Origin of the sequence: Nocardia sp. NPDC057668 (genome assembly GCF_042799795.1) — a bacterium.
In the GTDB taxonomy this organism is placed as follows: domain Bacteria; phylum Actinomycetota; class Actinomycetes; order Mycobacteriales; family Mycobacteriaceae; genus Nocardia.
In genome coordinates, this window is the sequence record NZ_JBHVIC010000006.1 from 533340 (window position 1) to 550417 (window position 17078).

Below are 17078 nucleotides of genomic sequence, written 5' to 3' on the forward strand. Positions count from 1 at the left end.
CGCTACACCGGGACGGGCACGGACATCAGCAGGGACGCCATCACGCCCTCCGCCGTCACGCCCTCGACCTCGTGTTCGGGCCGCAGTTGCAGGCGGTGCCGGAGCACCGCCGTCGCAACGGTTTTCACGTCGTCGGGGGTGGTGTAGCCGCGGCCGTTCAGCCAGGCGAACGCACGGGCCGCGGCCATCAGGGCGGTGGCGCCGCGGGTGGAGGCGCCGTGCGCGACGGCGGGGGAGGTGCGGGTGGCCCGGCACAGGTCCACGGTGTACGCGAGGACCTCGGGGCTGACCGTCACCCCGGCCACGGCCCGGCGGGCGGCCGCGATGTGCGCGGGCCCGGCCACCGGGCGCAGGCCCGCCGCGACCAGATCACGCGGATCGAAGCCGGCCGCGTGCCGCTGGAGGATGCGGAATTCGTCGTCGCGCCCGGGCAATTGGATGTCGACCTTGAACAGGAACCGGTCCAGCTGCGCCTCCGGCAGCGGGTAGGTGCCCTCCTGTTCGATGGGGTTCTGCGTCGCGATCACCACGAACGGGTCGGGCAGCGGCTGCGGCACGCCGTCCACCGAGACCTGGCGCTCCTCCATCGATTCCAGCAGCGAGGACTGGGTTTTCGGCGGGGTGCGGTTGATTTCGTCGGCGAGCAGCAGGTTGGTGAAGACCGGTCCGCGCCGGAAGGTGAACTCGGCCGAGTGCGGGTCGTAGATCTGCGATCCGGTGACGTCGCCGGGCATCAGGTCCGGGGTGAACTGGATGCGCGCGTGCTCCAGATCCAGGGCGGTGGCCAGCGCCCGCACCAGCAGCGTCTTGGCCACGCCCGGAACGCCTTCCAGCAGCACGTGACCGCGGCACAGCAGGGCCAGCACCAGGTACATCACGGCCTGGTCGTTGCCGACGACCGCCTTGCCGATCTCACCGCGCAGTGCGAGCAGCGCCTGCTGGGCCTGCTCGGGGGTGACGGTGTGATTGGTTGTGGCGAACGTGTCCACCTGGGGCTCCGATCGGGTCACAGGACCTCCGCTTCGATCCATTCGAGTTGTGCGGCCACGACTTCCAGCGTGGCCCGGTCGGCGACCGGTTCGTACAGGGCGGCGCGGACCAGCGCCGGATCGGCGCCGCTGCGCGCGGCGACGGCGCCGACCACCAGCTCCGGCGAGCTGTCGGCGGTCAGGCTCAGCACCGGCCGCAGGCGGCGCAGGGTGGCCGCGCGCAGCTTGCCGGCCACGTGATCGTGGTCGTGGGATTTGCGGTACAGCCCGGCCTGCCCGGCGAGCAGCTCGTGCGCCGGAGCCCGGACCGGCAGCGGTTCCTCGACCACGGTGCCGCGCCTGCGGCCGCGCCAGCACAGCACCAGACCCCAGGCGATGAGGAACTGCAGGCCGCCGAACGCCGCCCAGGCGGGCATGGTCTCGAAGATCGAATCCTGGCCCTCGCCGAATTCGCGCGGCCGATCCGGCACCTCGGGGGGCTTGCTCGGCGGATCCGGTTTGTCCGGCACGTCCGGAACATCGGGCGGCGCACCGGCATTCAGCAGCACGTAGATCAGCACCAGCACCACGAGCGTCCCGCCGAGCACGGCCCAGAACCGCCAGTCGCTCAGGATCGGCGGCCAGCGGAACGGCTCGCGATCCCGCTTGTCCCGGGTCTTGCGGACGCGTTTCTTGCGCCGCGCGGCGGTGACCTCGGCGGGTGCGCTCTTGGGCGCCGGGGCGACAGAGAAGCGGTCGGCCTCGGCCAGGCGCCGGTACTCGGCCTCGCCCGCGGGGCGGCCGCCGTACACGACCTCGTCGAAACTGTGTGCCGCCCAGGGGAGTTCCGCCGCGTCCTCGGGGACAGCGGCGGAGGCCGCGCGGGCGGTCTCCCCGGCGGTGCGGGCGCGCTGCTCCTCGAGAATGCCGCGCTGCTCCAGGCCGCGGGTGACGGCGCGGTAGCGCTCGCGCAGCGCGGTGCCGAAGTCGGCGCGGCGCGCGGCGTCCTCGGCGGCGGCCAGGTGCGCGGCGGCGGGGCCGAGCGCGGGTTCGGGCGGGGCCGCCTGCGGCTGTCCGGAATTCGGCTGTCCGGCGGGGTGATCGGTCACGGCCGCGCCTGCCCGGGCACCCGGATGTCCCAGGCTTCGCGCCGGCAGCGCCGGTCCACGTAGGCCACGACCTGCGCGGCGGACTCCACCATCTCGGCGAACGCGATCATGAGCAGGGAGATGGTGATGATCAGGACGGTCACCGTCCAGCGCCGGGTGCCGGAGATGTCCGAGACGTAGTTCCACAGCGCGAACAGCGGCACGAGCAGCACGACCATGAGCGCGCGCAGGTACAGCCACACCCCGACCAGCTGCCATTCGGTGCCGCCGGTCAGCAGTCGCGAGCGGGCGGTGGCGGCCTTGTACGGCGCGGAGTCGTCGAAGATCACCGGCAGGGTGAGCGAGCGGCGCGCCCGCAGCCAGGCCAGCCAGAGGACGGCGAGCGGCAGGGTGATCATCAGCGGCGTCCCGAGCGCCAGCACGCCGATCCCGATGAGCGTGAACATGACCTGGTACCCGAGCACCGGTCCGGCCACCTCGGACAGCCGCGCGAACGCGCCCCCGCGGTCGAGCGGCCGCCGGTGCACCACGGCCAGGCCCATCGGCACGGTGACCCCGCGCATGATCAGCCGGACCACCCACGCGCACAGCAGGGTCGCGATGATCGCGCCGACCAGCACGCCGTCATCGGAATCGCGGGTGGCGACCGAGATCAGGACCGTCGCCGCGATCGCGATGGCACTCGCTCCGGCCACCGCCACCGCGGCCACGCGGGCCAGCGGTTTGATCCGCGCCTGCAACAGCGCGAAGGGGAGATCGAGGAGTTCGCGAAACTGCAGCGGGCGAACGGGCACGATCACCGAATCGGTGGTCGTCCCCCCCACCGAGCCGGTCGACGGTCCGACGGAGTCGGCGGCGGCTGGCAACACGGGCCCGAGTCTAACCGGACGAACCGCCGGTTAGCCGGGTGACGACCTGGCGATAGACCTCCGCGTCGACCGGCGGCATGCCGAGCAGAGCGCGCAGGTAGACCCCGTCGCCGACGAGCCGGATGATCTCGGCGTCCACCGGGTCCTCGATCTCGTTGTCCAGCACGCCTTTCCAGGAGTCGAGCACCTCGAACAGCGCGCGGTCGGTCTCGTCGCCGCTCTGGTCGACGGGACCGTCGACGGTCCGCATGGCCGCGAGCATCGAGCGGTACAGGGCGAGTTCGTGCGCGTCGGCGTCGTCGTAGTGCTGCGGGTTCTGCAGGTACCACTCGGCGACGGACTGTCCGCTGTCCACCACGGTGCGGACCTGCTCCTCGGTGCGCCGGCCGAGCCTGCGCACCAGTCCGGCGAGCAGGGCGTCCTTGGATTTGAAGTGATAGAGCAGGCCGCCCTTGGAGACGCCGGCCGCGGCGGCGACGCTCTCCAGCGTCACCTGGGCCATGCCCTTCTCCAGCAGCAGGGTCTCCAGCGCGTCGAGGATCCGGTTGCGCGTGCCGGCGGGATCACGGGTGGTCACGGCGATCAACTGTACCGTCTGGACGGTTGATCTGTTACTGTACCGTCTGGACGGTTCACCTCTGATCGAAGAGACCCCGAAAGAGAAAGACACATGAGCCCCGACACCACGGCACGTTCCGGACCCGTGTCACCCCAGGACGAGACCACCGCGAGCGGCCCCGCGATCCGGCCCGGCGATCCCGCCCCGAGCAAGGCCACCGCCCGCACCTGGGCGGGCCTCGGCGTCCTCGCGCTGGCCCTGCTGCTCATCTCGGTCGACGCCACCGTGCTGGACCTGGCGGTCCCCGCCATCACCGCGCACCTCGCGCCGACCACGCCGCAGCTGCTGTGGATCATCGACGTCTACTCGTTCGTGCTGGCCGGTCTGCTGATCACCATGGGCACCCTCGGCGACCGCATCGGCCGGCGGCGACTGCTGCTCATCGGCGCGGCCGGATTCGGCGTCGCCTCCGCCCTCGCGGCCTGGGCGGTCAGTCCCGAGATGCTCATCGCGGCCCGCGTGCTGCAGGGCGTCGCGGGCGCGACCCTCATGCCCGCGACCCTGGGCCTGATCCGGTCCATGTTCACCGACTCCCGCGAACGCACCCTGGCCATCTCGGTCTGGGGCGCCATGGCGGGCAGCGGCGCGGCCTTCGGCCCGCTGCTGGGCGGCTGGCTGCTCGAGCACTTCTGGTGGGGCTCGGTCTTTCTGATCAACCTGCCGGTCATGGCGGGTCTGATCGTGGCCGCTCCGTTCCTGGTGCCGGAGTCGCGCGACCCGAACCCGGGCCGCTTCGACCTGGTGAGCGCCGCGCTGTCCATGCTGGCGCTGATCCCGATCGTGTACGCGGTCAAGGAGTTCGCCGCGCACGGCCCGAGCGTGAGCCTGCTCGCGTTCCTGGTCACCGGCGTGCTGGCCGGATGGTTGTTCATCCGCCGCCAGCGCGCGCTCAGCACCCCGCTGATCGATCTCGACCTGTTCCGGCTGCCGCCGTTCCGGGCCGCGGTGTTCGCCAACCTGCTGGCGGTCTTCGCGCTGGCCGGCGTGCTGTTCTTCGGTTCGCAGTACCTGCAGTCGGTGCTGGGCCGGACGCCGTTGCAGGCCGGTCTGCTGCTGATCCCGGGCACCCTGGGCAGCATCGCCGGTTCGCTGGCCGCGGCCTACGCGGTGCGGTACTGGCGGCCGGTGACGGTGCTGTCCGCCGCGCTGGTCACCGGCGCCGCGGGTGCGTCGCTGTTCTGGTTCGCGGGCGCGGATCCGTCGGCCACGGTGCTGCCGTTCGTGCTGGGCTTCGTCCTGATCGGCCTCGGAGTCGGTGTGGCGCTGACGGTTTCGTCGGATCTCATCGTCAGCACCGCCCCGGCCGAACGCGCGGGCAATGCCGCCGCCATCTCCGAGACCGCGATGGAGGCCGGCATCGCCCTGGGCGTGGCCGTGCTGGGCAGCGCCGTCATGGCGGTGTTCCGCCGCGGCCTGGATCTCACCGGCGTCCCGGCCGAGCAGACCGCGGCCGCCCGCGAATCACTCGGCGGCGCACTGGAAACCGCGAAGCAGCTCCCGGCCGCGGCCGGACAGGCCCTGACCGAGGGCGCCCACCGGGCGTTCGTCGACGGCGTGCACGTGGCCGCCACCGGCACCACGGTCATCCTGCTGCTGACCGCGTACCTCACCTATCGCAGCGCGAAGACGAAGCGGCGCTGACACCTCACCGCACCCCGCCCCGGTGCGGTGAGCGGACAACTGAAAATCAGTGTGACCCGGGTGTTCCATGCGGATCACCCGGGTCACAGTGTCATTCGGGCCGATGCGTCTCGGTATCCGGTTCTTTCGCGTCCGGGCCACGATCGGACGCGCCCTCGGGAGGTCCGCTGGGCCATGGGAGTAACGCCGAGGCCGCCGGTTGTCACTACCACTGCCGCGCTGTGTATTCGGCCGTGCCGGTTACGCCGGGCGACCGGCACGAGGCAAGCGTGAAGTCTCCGGCCCCGTCGTGATCGCTGGACTTCCGCGAGATCAGCGCGTCGCCGACCATGTGGATTCGGCCCCGGTACAGCGCGGATGCAGATGGCCGGCACGCCCGGGGCAGTGCCGCGGACAGTTAAGAGCCTGTGCCCGGGGGCAACTCGCGCTGATCGCGGCCACCCAGTTCGGGGGTGTGGCGGTGGTCCAGTTCCGGGCGATGCTGGGCGGGCAGCGCACCCTGCCGGTCGGCGGGCGGCAGCGGGTAGCCGGGCTCGACCACCGGGCCCGGCCCGAGCGCGGGGTAGCCGGGGGACGCGGCGTAGTGCTGCTGGTACTGAGGATAGGGATGCAGCACGTCGGCGGCCACGCGCTGGGCGTAGACGTGCTGGGGCGAACCCGCGGGCAGCTGGTAGCCGTATTGCGGGGGAGCGCCGTACATCTGCTGCCGGGCCTGCTGCGCGGCCGAATCCTCCGAGTCCACCGTCACCTTGCGAGTGCGCCGCAGCGTGAAGGTGATCTCCTCGGCCTCCTCGAACGCCTGGCGCACCGTGCGCAGCGGATGTGTCGCGGTGTCGATCGCGTTCGCCACGAACGAGGGCACCAGCGGCCGGATCCAGCGGGCCGCGGTATCGGTGAACGGCACGGTGCCGATGATCGGAAGCTCCAGTCCGCCACCCTTGTTCGCGGGCGCGGCCTGCGCCGCGACGGGCGCGACGGGCGCCGGGGCCTGCGCCGCCGGTGCGAGCGCCCCGCCGGCGCCGACCGGCGCCACCCGGCCGGGGGCGTACCGGTCGGGCAAGTTCGGCGTGTGATTCACGGTCCCCTCCTGAGGCATGTCGTTGCCGGCCGGGCTCGCGGCCGGTAGTTCCCCCCGTGCCGCCGGGAGCTCACGCTGTGCGGCACGGTCGAATTCGTCGATCGCGCGCTGCTGCGCCGGTTCGGTGATGCCGATCTCGAAATTGCCGATGGCGGCGATGATCCGGGTGCGCTGGCGTTCGCGATCGATGGCGGTGTCCGCGTGCGCGGCCAGTTTGGCCGCGGTGAGCTGTTGTTCGGCCCGCAGGGCCTCGGCCTCCACGCGCACCTCGGCCTGTTTGACGGCGATGGCGGTGCCGGCGGCCTGATCGACCCGATCGGCGACGGTGCGGGCGGCGACGTCGCGATCGAACGAGGTCTCCCCGCGCCACCAGCGCAGCAGCAGCGGCAGCAGGGCCAGCAGCACGAAGAGTAAATCCAGCGCGACGCGCAGCGCCAGCGCGCCGGCGTGCGCGGTGGTGTGGTCGTTCATGGCGACCCAGCGCGCCCCGAGCCCGCGGTCGCCGCCGGTGTACGCGCCCGCCCGGGCGCTGCCGAGCAGAGCGTCCCGATCGGTGACCCGGGCGTCCAGCGCCTCGACCTTGCCCTGGGCGGTGGTCAGGCGGGTGCGCGCGTCCTCGAGCAGTTGGTTGGCGGTGCGCTCCTCGGGCCCGCGCCCGGGCACGCCGGTGATGCGGGTCCGCGGGCATTCGGGCTGCGGGTTGAATTCGCAGCGCGCGGTGATCAGCGCGGCGTCGATGTCGTTCTGCGCCTTGGTCATCTGCTGATCCAGTGCGGTTCGCTCACCCCGCGCCTGCTCCAGCGCGTCCCGGGCGGTCACCACGGCGGGCGCGGATTCGACTCCGCGCCCGGCCTTTTCGTCCAGCAGTCGATCGACGGTGCCGCCGAAGAGCACGGTGCCGGCCAGTTCGGCGACCACGATGCCGACCAGCGCGGCGACCGCGATCCGCGCGGCGAACTGCGCTCCGGCGGGGGTGGCGTAGACCGATCCGCCGCGCTGATCCTCTTCGCGCTCGGGCGTCGCGGCCGTCGCCAGGGCGCGAGATATCGCCCCTACCAACAGGGTTGAGAGCAGCGCCGCGACGACGACGGCGGCGAGATGCCAGTCCGCGGCCCCCGCCGCGAGGGCGACGATCACCCCCGCGGTGATCGCGAACAACGCGACCACGGCTCCGGTCACCGAATAGCCGGTGCGTTCGTGGCGGTCGGACAGGCCCGCGTGCGCGCCCCCGAGCCAGGTGAGCAGAACGGTCATGGGGCTCACATCCTCTAAGTCCCAGGCTTATTCGGGTTCTCTCGAGCGTCGCCGTATCGGTGAAAGGTCACGGTCTTGTCTCAGCGTGACAGGCCGGTGCCGGTTCCACCGACTGTGGCGGCTGGGATGTGGCCAGCCTCACATCGGCACGTTTCCAGCGTGTGACGTGGTGTTGATCACGCTGGTACCGGGCGAAACGGGCTCGCTCGCAGCGACTGGTCACATGTTCAGCGTTTGCTGGACATGTGCTGTAACACACATTCAACAAAGATTCCGTACGGTCGGAACGTTGCGAGAGCATGTCGCCCGGACCGTCGCGGCGTCGACTCGACGTCTCCGGAAAGTTAGCCGCCCCCTGCCCGGTTTGCCGGATGCCCCTGTGGGGAAATCAGTTTCGATGCAGGTGGGAGGTGTTCCGGAGCTGCGCCGGAACCAACCGCCCGAGTTCTCGCGCGCGCGACATCCAGTGGGCAAGTCAACTCGGGCCATCCTGCACTCCTGCTTTACACTGGACAACGCGCAGGTAGTGGAGGATCGATGCAGAAGCCCAGCTAGAGGTTGGTATTAGTGCAACCTAAGTTGGTTGGGTCGCAGGTCTGGACTTATCGTTTGCTCTTACGCCGAACACGACAAGTTCGGCATATCGCTCCATAACCGTCAGAGGCCCACCGGCGCTCAGCGTAATGGGCGAGAACGGCGCGGTTGGTGGCGAGCACGTAAGCGTTCGGTTACCGCCGAGCACCCGACGAGAACTCGAAACGGGTGAAAACAACTGGAGAGTTGACTGCACGGGACGACCATCAGCGCCGCTGGTCTCCAGACACGTCCGGGCGCAGTCCGACGGAGGCGTTCGACGAAGGCCGCAATTCTTCGAAGGCCTGTTTTTTGTGAAGGCAGAGGCATGACGCAACTTCCCGGCCACAGGTCCCCCACCGGCGGTGCCGGCTATGGGCACGGACCCCGCGGGCTCTATGACCCGGCGAATGAACACGACGCCTGCGGCGTCGCATTCGTCGTCGACATGCACGGCCGTCGTAGCCGCGACATCGTCGACAAGGCTATTACCGCCCTGCTGAACCTGGAGCACCGTGGCGCCGCCGGCGCCGAACCCAACTCGGGTGACGGCGCGGGCATCCTGATCCAGCTTCCGGACAAGTTCTTCCGCGCGATCGTCGACTTCGACCTTCCCGCCGAGGGCTCGTACGCCTCCGGTATCGCATTCCTGCCGCAGGCACGCCGCGAGGCGGCCCGCGCCGGGTACGGCGTGGAGCGCATCGTGCGCGAGGAGGGCCTCGAGGTCCTGGGCTGGCGTGAGGTGCCGATCGACGAGTCGTCGCTGGGCGCGCTGTCCCGGGACGCCATGCCGACCTTCCGGCAGATCTTCATCGCCTCCCCGAAGGACGCCGCCGAGCAGCTCTCGGGCATGGACCTGGAGCGCCGGGCCTACGTCATCCGCAAGCGCATCGAGCACGAGCTCGGTAAGTCGGGCGCGGGCGAAGGCGCCACGGGCAAGGAATCGGTCTACTTCCCGAGCCTGTCCGGGCAGACCTTCTGCTACAAGGGCATGTTCACGACCCCGCAGCTGCGCGCGTTCTACCTGGACCTCCAGGACGACCGCGTCGAGTCCGCGCTGGGCATCGTGCACTCGCGCTTCTCCACCAACACCTTCCCGTCGTGGCCGCTGGCCCACCCCTTCCGGCGTGTCGCCCACAACGGTGAGATCAACACCGTGTCCGGCAACGAGAACTGGATGCGGGCCCGCGAGGCGCTGCTGAACTCGGACGCGTTCGGCCTCGACACCGAGGGCAACAACCGCCTCGAGAAGATCTTCCCCGTCTGTACGCCGGGGGCTTCGGACACCGCTCGTTTCGACGAGGTCCTGGAGCTCCTGCACCTGGGCGGCCGCAGCCTGCAGCACGCCGTGCTCATGATGATCCCCGAGGCGTGGGAACGGCACGAGTCCATGGACCCGGCCCAGCGCGCCTTCTACCGCTACCACTCGTTCCTGATGGAACCGTGGGACGGCCCGGCCTCGGTGTGCTTCACCGACGGCACGGTCGTCGGCGCGGTGCTGGACCGCAACGGTCTGCGCCCCGGCCGCATCTGGGTGACCGAGGACGGCCTGGTCGTCATGGCCTCCGAGGTCGGCGTCCTGGACATCGATCCCGCCACCGTCGTGCAGAAGACCCGCCTCAAGCCGGGCCGCATGTTCCTGGTGGACACCGCCCAGGGCCGCATCATCAGCGACGACGAGGTCAAGTCGCAGCTGGCGAGCGAGCACCCGTACCAGGAGTGGCTCGACAACGGCCACACCAAGCTGTCCGATCTGCCGGACCGCCCGCACGTGCACATGTCGCACGACCGCGTGCTGATCCGCCAGCAGATCTTCGGATACACCACCGAGGAACTCAACATCCTCATGTCGCCGATGGCGCAGACCGGTGGTGAGGCGCTCGGTTCCATGGGCACCGACACCCCGATCGCGGTGCTCTCGGCGCGCCCGCGCCTGCTGTTCGATTACTTCTCGCAGCTGTTCGCGCAGGTCACCAACCCGCCGCTGGACGCCATCCGCGAAGAGGTCGTCACCTCGCTGCGCAGCATGGTCGGCCCCGAGGGCGACCTGCTGAACCCGGGCCCGGAATCCGCCGGTCAGATCACCCTGACCCAGCCGATCCTGGACAACGACGAACTGGCCAAGCTGGTCCACATCAACGACGACGGCTCGCACCCCGGGCTGCGTTCGGTGGTCGTGCACGGCCTGTACCCGGTCGCCGACGGCGGCGCGGGCCTGCGCAAGGCCATCGCGGCCGTGCAGCAGCAGGTCTCGACCGCCATCGACGGCGGCGCGCGCATCATCATCCTGTCCGACCGCGAGTCCAACGAGAAGCTGGCGCCGATCCCGTCGCTGCTGCTCACCGCGGCCGTGCATCACCACCTGGTCCGCGAGCGCACCCGCACCAAGGTCGGCCTGGTCGTGGAGGCCGGTGACGCCCGCGAGGTGCACCACATGGCCCTGCTGGTCGGCTTCGGCGCGGCCGCGATCAACCCGTACATGGCTTTCGAGTCGCTCGAGGACATGCTGGAGCGCGGCGCGCTGCAGATGCCCGGGAGCACCGGCGATATCGCCGAGGACTTCAAGAAGGCCGTCTACAACTACAACAAGGCCGCCGGCAAGGGCGTGCTCAAGGTGATGTCCAAGATGGGCATCTCCACCGTCGCCTCCTACCGGGGCGCGCAGCTGTTCCAGGTCATCGGCCTGTCGCAGGAGCTGGTGGACGAGTACTTCACCGGGCTGCGCTCGCCGCTGAACGGCATCGGCCTGGACGAGATCGCCGGTGAGGTCGCCGAGCGGCACAAGGTCGCGTTCCTGGAGAACCGCAACGAGCGCGCGCACCGCGAGCTCGAGGTCGGCGGCGAGTACCAGTGGCGGCGCGAGGGCGAGTACCACCTGTTCAACCCGGACACGGTGTTCAAGCTCCAGCACGCCACCCGCTCGGGCCAGTACAAGGTCTTCAAGGAGTACACCAAGCTCGTCGACGATCAGTCGGAGCGCCTGGCGTCCCTGCGCGGCCTGTTCAAGTTCAAGTCCAAGGGCCGCAACCCGATTCCGATCGAGGAAGTCGAGCCCGCGAGCGAGATCGTCAAGCGCTTCTCGACCGGCGCGATGAGCTACGGCTCCATCTCGGCCGAGGCGCACGAGACCCTCGCGGTGGCCATGAACCGCCTCGGCGGCCGCTCCAACTCCGGTGAGGGCGGCGAGCACCCGGCGCGCTTCGAGCCGGAGGAGAACGGCGACTGGCGCCGGTCCGCGATCAAGCAGGTGGCCTCGGGACGCTTCGGCGTGACCGCGCACTACCTGACCAACTGCACCGACATCCAGATCAAGATGGCGCAGGGCGCGAAGCCCGGTGAGGGCGGCCAGCTTCCGGCCCACAAGGTGTACCCGTGGGTCGCCGAGGTCCGGCACTCCACGCCCGGCGTGGGCCTGATCTCCCCGCCGCCGCACCACGACATCTACTCGATCGAGGATCTGGCGCAGCTGATCCACGACCTGAAGAACGCGAACCCGCAGGCGCGGATTCACGTGAAACTTGTCGCGGAGCCCGGCGTCGGCACCGTCGCCGCGGGTGTGTCCAAGGCGCACGCGGACGTGGTCCTGATCTCGGGTCACGACGGCGGCACCGGCGCGTCCCCGCTGACCTCGCTCAAGCACGCGGGCGGTCCCTGGGAGCTCGGCCTGGCCGAGACCCAGCAGACCCTGCTGCTGAACGGGCTGCGCGACCGCATCGTGGTGCAGGTCGACGGTCAGATGAAGACCGGCCGCGATGTCATGATCGCCGCCCTGCTGGGCGCCGAGGAGTACGGTTTCGCGACCGCTCCGCTGGTGGTCTCGGGCTGCATCATGATGCGCGTGTGCCACCTCGACACCTGCCCGGTCGGCGTCGCGACGCAGAATCCGATTCTGCGCGAGCGCTTCACCGGTAAGGCCGAGTACGTCGTGAACTTCATGATGTACATCGCCGAAGAGGTTCGTGAGCTGCTGGCTTCGCTGGGTCTGCGCAGCATCGACGAGGCCGTGGGCCGCGTCGACCTGCTCGACACCGCCGTGGCCAAGGCGCACTGGAAGGCCGCCAAGCTGGATCTGTCGCCCATCCTCGACGATGTCGAGACGGCGTTCATGCAGCAGGACCGCCGCAACACCAAGGGCCAGGACCACGGTCTGGACAAGGCCCTGGACATCCAGCTCATCGCGCAGTCCACCGACGCGCTCGAGCGCGGCAAGCCGGTCAAGTTCGACACCAAGATCACCAACGTGAACCGGACCGTCGGCACCATGCTCGGCCACGAGGTGACCAAGCTGTACGGCGGCGTCGGCCTGCCGGACGACACCATCGACATCACGTTCACCGGTTCCGCCGGTAACTCGTTCGGTGCGTTCGTCCCCGCCGGCATCACCCTGCGGGTGGTCGGCGACACCAACGACTACGTCGGCAAGGGCCTGTCGGGCGGCCGCATCATCGTGCGCCCGTCGCTGTCCGCGCCCGAGGCCTACGTCGCGGAGCAGAACATCATCGCGGGCAACGTGATCCTGTTCGGCGCCACCAGCGGCCAGGCCTTCATCCGCGGTGTCGCGGGCGAGCGCTTCAGCGTCCGCAACTCCGGCGCCACCGCCGTGGTCGAAGGCGTGGGCGATCACGCCTGCGAGTACATGACCGGCGGCAAGGTGGTCATCCTGGGCGAGACCGGTCGTAACTTCGGCGCGGGCATGTCCGGCGGTATCGCCTACATCTACAACCCGAACGGCACCTTCGAGGCCAACCTGAACACCGAACTGGTGGATCTGGAACAGCTTTCGGAGGAGGAGACCACCTGGCTGCGCGACACCATCGCCCAGCACCGGGACGAGACCGGTTCGGCCGTGGCGGAGCGCCTCGTCGCCGACTGGGCGGCGCAGGTCGGGCACTTCGTGAAGGTCATGCCGCGCGATTACAAGAAGGTTCTGCTGGCCATCTCGGAAGCCGAGAAGGCAGGTCGCGACGTCGACACCGCAATCATGGAGGCCGCACGTGGCTGAGATGAATCTTTCAGAGAAGTCGACACCGCGCAGTGCCCATTCAAGGCCGCACGTGGCTGAGATTGCACGCACCGTAGTTGTCGGGTGCGCCGAGGTCGGCGCGAAAATCGGAGTCGTAAATGGGTGACGCACAGGGCTTCCTGAAGCACACGAGTCGGGAACTGCCGAAGCGCCGTCCGGTTCCGCTGCGCTTGCTGGATTGGAAAGAGGTCTACGAGGAGAAGTTCTCCCACGAGACCCTGCAGAAGCAGGCCAGCCGCTGCATGGACTGCGGTATCCCCTTCTGCCACAACGGCTGTCCGCTCGGGAACCTGATTCCCGAATGGAACGACCTGGTCTACAAGGGTTCCTGGAAGGAATCGTTCGATCGGCTGCACGCCACGAACAACTTCCCGGAGTTCACCGGCCGGCTCTGCCCCGCGCCCTGCGAGGCGTCCTGTGTCCTGGGCATCAACCAGGATCCGGTGACGATCAAGCAGGTCGAGGTCGAGATCATCGAGAACGGTTTCGACGAGGGCTGGGTCACCCCGGTGTACCCGACCCGCCTGACCGGCAAGAAGATCGCCGTGGTCGGTTCCGGCCCCGCCGGTCTGGCCGCCGCGCAGCAGCTGACCCGGGCCGGGCACACCGTGACCGTGTTCGAGCGCGACGACCGCATCGGCGGCCTGATGCGCTACGGCATCCCGGAATTCAAGATGGAGAAGCGCTTCATCGATCGCCGCCTGGCGCAGATGGAGGCCGAGGGCACCGTCTTCAAGACCGGCGTGAACGTGGGCGTGGACATCTCCGCCGAGCAGCTGCGCGAGCAGTTCGACGCGGTGGTGCTGGCCGGTGGCGCGACGATCGCGCGTGATCTGCCGGTTCCGGGTCGCGACCTGGACGGCATCCACCAGGCCATGGAGTTCCTGCCGCTCGCGAACCGCGTGCAGCTGGGCGACGACGTCACCGACGAGGACGGCCTGCCGCGCATCAACGCGCGCGGCAAGAAGGTCATCATCATCGGCGGCGGCGACACCGGCGCGGACTGCCTGGGCACCTCGCACCGTCAGGGTGCGGCGTCGGTCCACCAGTTCGAGATCATGCCGCGTCCCCCCGAGGAGCGCGCTGGCTCGACCCCGTGGCCGACCTACCCGCTCATGTACCGGGTCGCCTCAGCGCACGAGGAGGGCGGCGAGCGCGTGTTCTCCGTCAACACCGAGCGTTTCATCGGTGCGGACGGCAAGGTCACCGGCCTGCAGGCGCACGAGGTCTCCATGGTGAACGGTCGTTTCGAGAAGGTCGAAGGCACCGACTTCACCCTCGAGGCCGATCTGGTGCTGCTGTCCATGGGCTTCGTCGGACCGCAGAAGCACGGTCTGCTCGAGGGTCTGGGCGTGGGCTACGACCAGCGCGGCAACGTGATGCGCGACGGCGAGTGGGCCACCACCGTGCCGGGCGTCTTCGCCGCCGGTGACATGGGCCGCGGTCAGTCGCTCATCGTGTGGGCCATCGCCGAGGGCCGTGCCTGCGCGTCCGCGGTGGACAAGTACCTCGAGGGCGAGACGGCGCTGCCGTCCCCGGTCCGCCCGACCGATGTCGCCCAGCGATAAGAGGTAATTCCGCCTCGACCCGAGAGCGCCCGTGGACTTCGAGTCCACGGGCGCTCTCGCGTTATCGGAAGGGTGATCCGGTCCGGCTCGAATTGCGATTCGATCACGCCGTCCGACCATGATTGTGACTCGGCTCACATTCCAGTTACGGCTCGGCATACAGGTGAAATCGGACAACTTACGAAACACACGTGGCGTCGCTCGTAAGGCCCCTTTATTGTTATTCGCGGTGTGTTGTTGATCTCGGTCATGCGGTCGGGTTCGCACATCTCATACGGGGAGGTAACTGCGGTTAACCCCATATGCACCGGATGGACATCCGGCGACTTCACCATGATCGGGAATCGGGACGGAATCGGCGGTCCCGGGCGGCGCGAACTGGAGCAGAATGCGTGTGAAAAGAATAGTCGCGGCCGCGGGAGCGGCGGCGAGTGTGCTCATGTCGGGAATCGTGGTGGGCAGCGGTTCCGTTACGGCTGATCCGGGCTGCCCGGTCATGTACACCGTGGCCATTCCCGGAACCTGGGAAACCGGCCATGACAAGGAGCCCGGCCCCGGCATGCTGTCCGTGGTCACCAACGGGCTACCCGGCGACGTGGACTACGTGACCTACGCCGCCACCGCCTTCCCGTGGGAGGGCGACGTCTACGGCGCTTCCAAGAAGGAGGCGACCGACAAGGCCCGCGCGCTGGTCCAGAACATGGCCGGCCGCTGCGCCAACACCAAGATCTCGCTCACCGGCTACAGCCAGGGCGCCGACGCCGCCGGTGATCTCGCCGCCGAGATCGGCAGCGGGCTCGGCGTGGTGCGGCCCGAGCGCATCGGGGCCGTCGCCCTGATCTCGGATCCGCGCCGCTCGCCGACCGACGTGCAGGTGGGTCAGCCGGTGCCCGGCGCCGGCGCCGGCGGCGCCCGGGTCGGCGGCTTCGGCTGGATCGCGGACCGGGTGCGCACCGTGTGCGCCTCCGGCGACCTGTACTGCTCCACCGAGGAGAGCGACTTCATCAGCCGGTTCGCCGGATTCCTCGCCCAGACCTCGAATCCCAACCCCGCCAGCATCTGGCGGTACCAGCTCGAGGTCGGCGCGATCATCAACGATCTGATGGCCCAGGGCGGTATTCCCACCCTGCAGTCCCAGCTCAGCGAGGGCGCGAACGAGGCGCGGGTCAAGCAGTTCGAGCAGTTCTTCCGCACCGGACGGCACACCAGCTACGGCAGCTACGGCGTGGGCGGCGGCCAGACCGCGCTCACCTGGATGCACGGCTGGCTGGCCGGGGCCGCGTAAAGAACTCCGCCACACCGCTTTTCGCGAGCGGGCTGTTCCAGGGCGCAACGCCGCGCCCGATCATGCGCAGGGCCGCTTCCCCGAACGGGGGAGCGGCCTTCGCCGTGTACCGGATCAGCCGCGAGCGAGGCTGCGCGGCAGCAGATCCCAGACGTGCCCGTTCTCGTTCACCGTGGACACGGTGCGGCGGCCGGTGCGCGAGTAGAGGATTCGGGTGATCGAGCAGTAGTCGATCGGGAAGGTGAGCGGGCGTTCGAGCCCCAGTGCCTCCTGCAGCAGCACATTGATGACGCCGCCGTGCGCGAAGACGACCACGGTCTCGGTGTGCTCGGCCGCGGCGACGATGCCGTCCACGGCTGCCCGCACCCGGGCCACGAAGGCGTCGCCGTCGATCTGCTCGGGCAGGAACCCGGCCTTGATGCGGTCGTACACCTCGCGGAAGTCCTGCTGGGCGTCCTCGATGGGAATGTAGACCGGCAGCTCGCGATCGTATTCGGCCAGGCCGTCGAGGATCTCGACGTCGAGCCCCGCCTTCTCGGCGGTGGGCCGGGCGGTCTGCCGGGCGCGCAGCTGCGGGCTGCTCACCACGCGGGCGATGCGGTGCTGTGCCAGGGCCGCGGGCACCCGCCCCGCCTGTTCGACCCCGATCTCGGTGAGATCGGGGTCCGCCGGGCCGGACACCCCTTGGACGCGAAGCGGCTGGGCGTGGCGAACGAGGATCAACTGCACGGGGATCACTCTGCCGCACCGCGCGGGACGCGGCGTCGCGGGGGCCGAGCCGCTGTTACTGGCCCTTCTTCTTTTTCTGGGTGAGGAAGTAGACGATCGCCGCGATGGCGACGACGAGCCCGACGCAGCAGATGAGGCCGAAGATCAGTCCGCCGCTGCTCTTCTTCTTTTTCTTGGCGGCCAGTTCCAGTGCCGAGTTCCAGGTGTCGGGGCTGGCCCAGACGTGGTGGTCGAGCAGGCTGGCCTGGGTCATCAGGTCGAGGTAGTGCATCGGGAAACCCCATCTCATCGGTCGGTCACCCCCTCCCCGGGGCCAATCAAGGTTAGCTGGCCGTCCCGGTTCGAGGAGTCCACTGTGAATA

General features: G+C 69.4%; 11 protein-coding genes. 4 read left to right on the forward strand and 7 right to left on the reverse strand.

From position 1 onward, the window contains the following. Positions 1 to 2: 2 nt before the first annotated feature. The 4 genes from ACFVBH_RS33035 to ACFVBH_RS33050 are packed head-to-tail and all read right to left on the reverse strand — an operon-like array spanning position 3 to position 3523. The gene (locus ACFVBH_RS33035; protein ID WP_379007697.1) at positions 3 to 1031 is read right to left on the reverse strand and encodes an AAA family ATPase; all 1029 of its coding nucleotides are present in this window, start codon (positions 1029 to 1031) and stop codon (positions 3 to 5) included. Further along, positions 1007 to 2077, reverse strand: a complete 1071-nt coding sequence (locus ACFVBH_RS33040) for a DUF4129 domain-containing protein (RefSeq protein ID WP_354988189.1) — start codon at positions 2075 to 2077, stop codon at positions 1007 to 1009. The genes ACFVBH_RS33035 and ACFVBH_RS33040 overlap by 25 nt, the downstream gene beginning before the upstream one ends. After that, positions 2074 to 2946 (reverse strand): MYXO-CTERM sorting domain-containing protein, encoded by an 873-nt coding sequence (locus ACFVBH_RS33045; RefSeq protein WP_354988188.1) that lies wholly within the window; start codon positions 2944 to 2946, stop codon positions 2074 to 2076. Before ACFVBH_RS33045 ends, ACFVBH_RS33040 begins: the two co-directional genes overlap by 4 nt. A gap of 10 nt (positions 2947 to 2956) precedes the next feature. Then, on the reverse strand, positions 2957 to 3523 hold the full coding sequence (locus ACFVBH_RS33050; protein WP_379007700.1) for a TetR/AcrR family transcriptional regulator: 567 nt from the start codon (positions 3521 to 3523) through the stop codon (positions 2957 to 2959). A gap of 93 nt (positions 3524 to 3616) precedes the next feature. On the opposite strand from ACFVBH_RS33050, the gene ACFVBH_RS33055 reads away from it, so the two are divergent. After that, positions 3617 to 5206 carry an MFS transporter gene (locus ACFVBH_RS33055; protein WP_379007703.1) on the forward strand — a complete coding sequence of 530 codons (1590 nt, stop codon included), beginning with the start codon at positions 3617 to 3619 and terminating at the stop codon, positions 5204 to 5206. 397 nt (positions 5207 to 5603) lie between these two features. Here ACFVBH_RS33055 and ACFVBH_RS33060 read toward each other — a convergent pair whose 3' ends face one another. Then, complete coding sequence (locus ACFVBH_RS33060; RefSeq protein ID WP_379007705.1) at positions 5604 to 7538, reverse strand: DUF4407 domain-containing protein; 1935 nt, start codon at positions 7536 to 7538, stop codon at positions 5604 to 5606. Between the two features lie 901 nt (positions 7539 to 8439). Here ACFVBH_RS33060 and gltB point away from each other — a divergent pair. From gltB to ACFVBH_RS33075, 3 genes are all read left to right on the forward strand, one after another. Next, the gene (gene gltB / locus ACFVBH_RS33065) at positions 8440 to 13113 is read left to right on the forward strand and encodes a glutamate synthase large subunit (RefSeq protein ID WP_354988184.1); all 4674 of its coding nucleotides are present in this window, start codon (positions 8440 to 8442) and stop codon (positions 13111 to 13113) included. 119 nt (positions 13114 to 13232) lie between these two features. Beyond that, positions 13233 to 14702: a glutamate synthase subunit beta gene (locus tag ACFVBH_RS33070; protein ID WP_354988183.1), complete on the forward strand. Its 1470-nt coding sequence runs from the start codon at positions 13233 to 13235 to the stop codon at positions 14700 to 14702. A gap of 388 nt (positions 14703 to 15090) precedes the next feature. Continuing rightward, complete coding sequence (locus ACFVBH_RS33075; RefSeq protein WP_354988182.1) at positions 15091 to 15987, forward strand: cutinase family protein; 897 nt, start codon at positions 15091 to 15093, stop codon at positions 15985 to 15987. Positions 15988 to 16101: 114 nt separating this feature from the next. Here ACFVBH_RS33075 and ACFVBH_RS33080 read toward each other — a convergent pair whose 3' ends face one another. Together ACFVBH_RS33080 and ACFVBH_RS33085 are read right to left on the reverse strand one after the other, a co-directional pair. After that, on the reverse strand, positions 16102 to 16716 hold the full coding sequence (locus ACFVBH_RS33080) for a histidine phosphatase family protein (RefSeq protein WP_354988181.1): 615 nt from the start codon (positions 16714 to 16716) through the stop codon (positions 16102 to 16104). A 55-nt stretch (positions 16717 to 16771) separates the two neighbouring features. Further along, the gene (locus tag ACFVBH_RS33085) at positions 16772 to 17005 is read right to left on the reverse strand and encodes a hypothetical protein (protein ID WP_354988180.1); all 234 of its coding nucleotides are present in this window, start codon (positions 17003 to 17005) and stop codon (positions 16772 to 16774) included. Between the last annotated feature and the right edge of the window lie 73 nt (positions 17006 to 17078).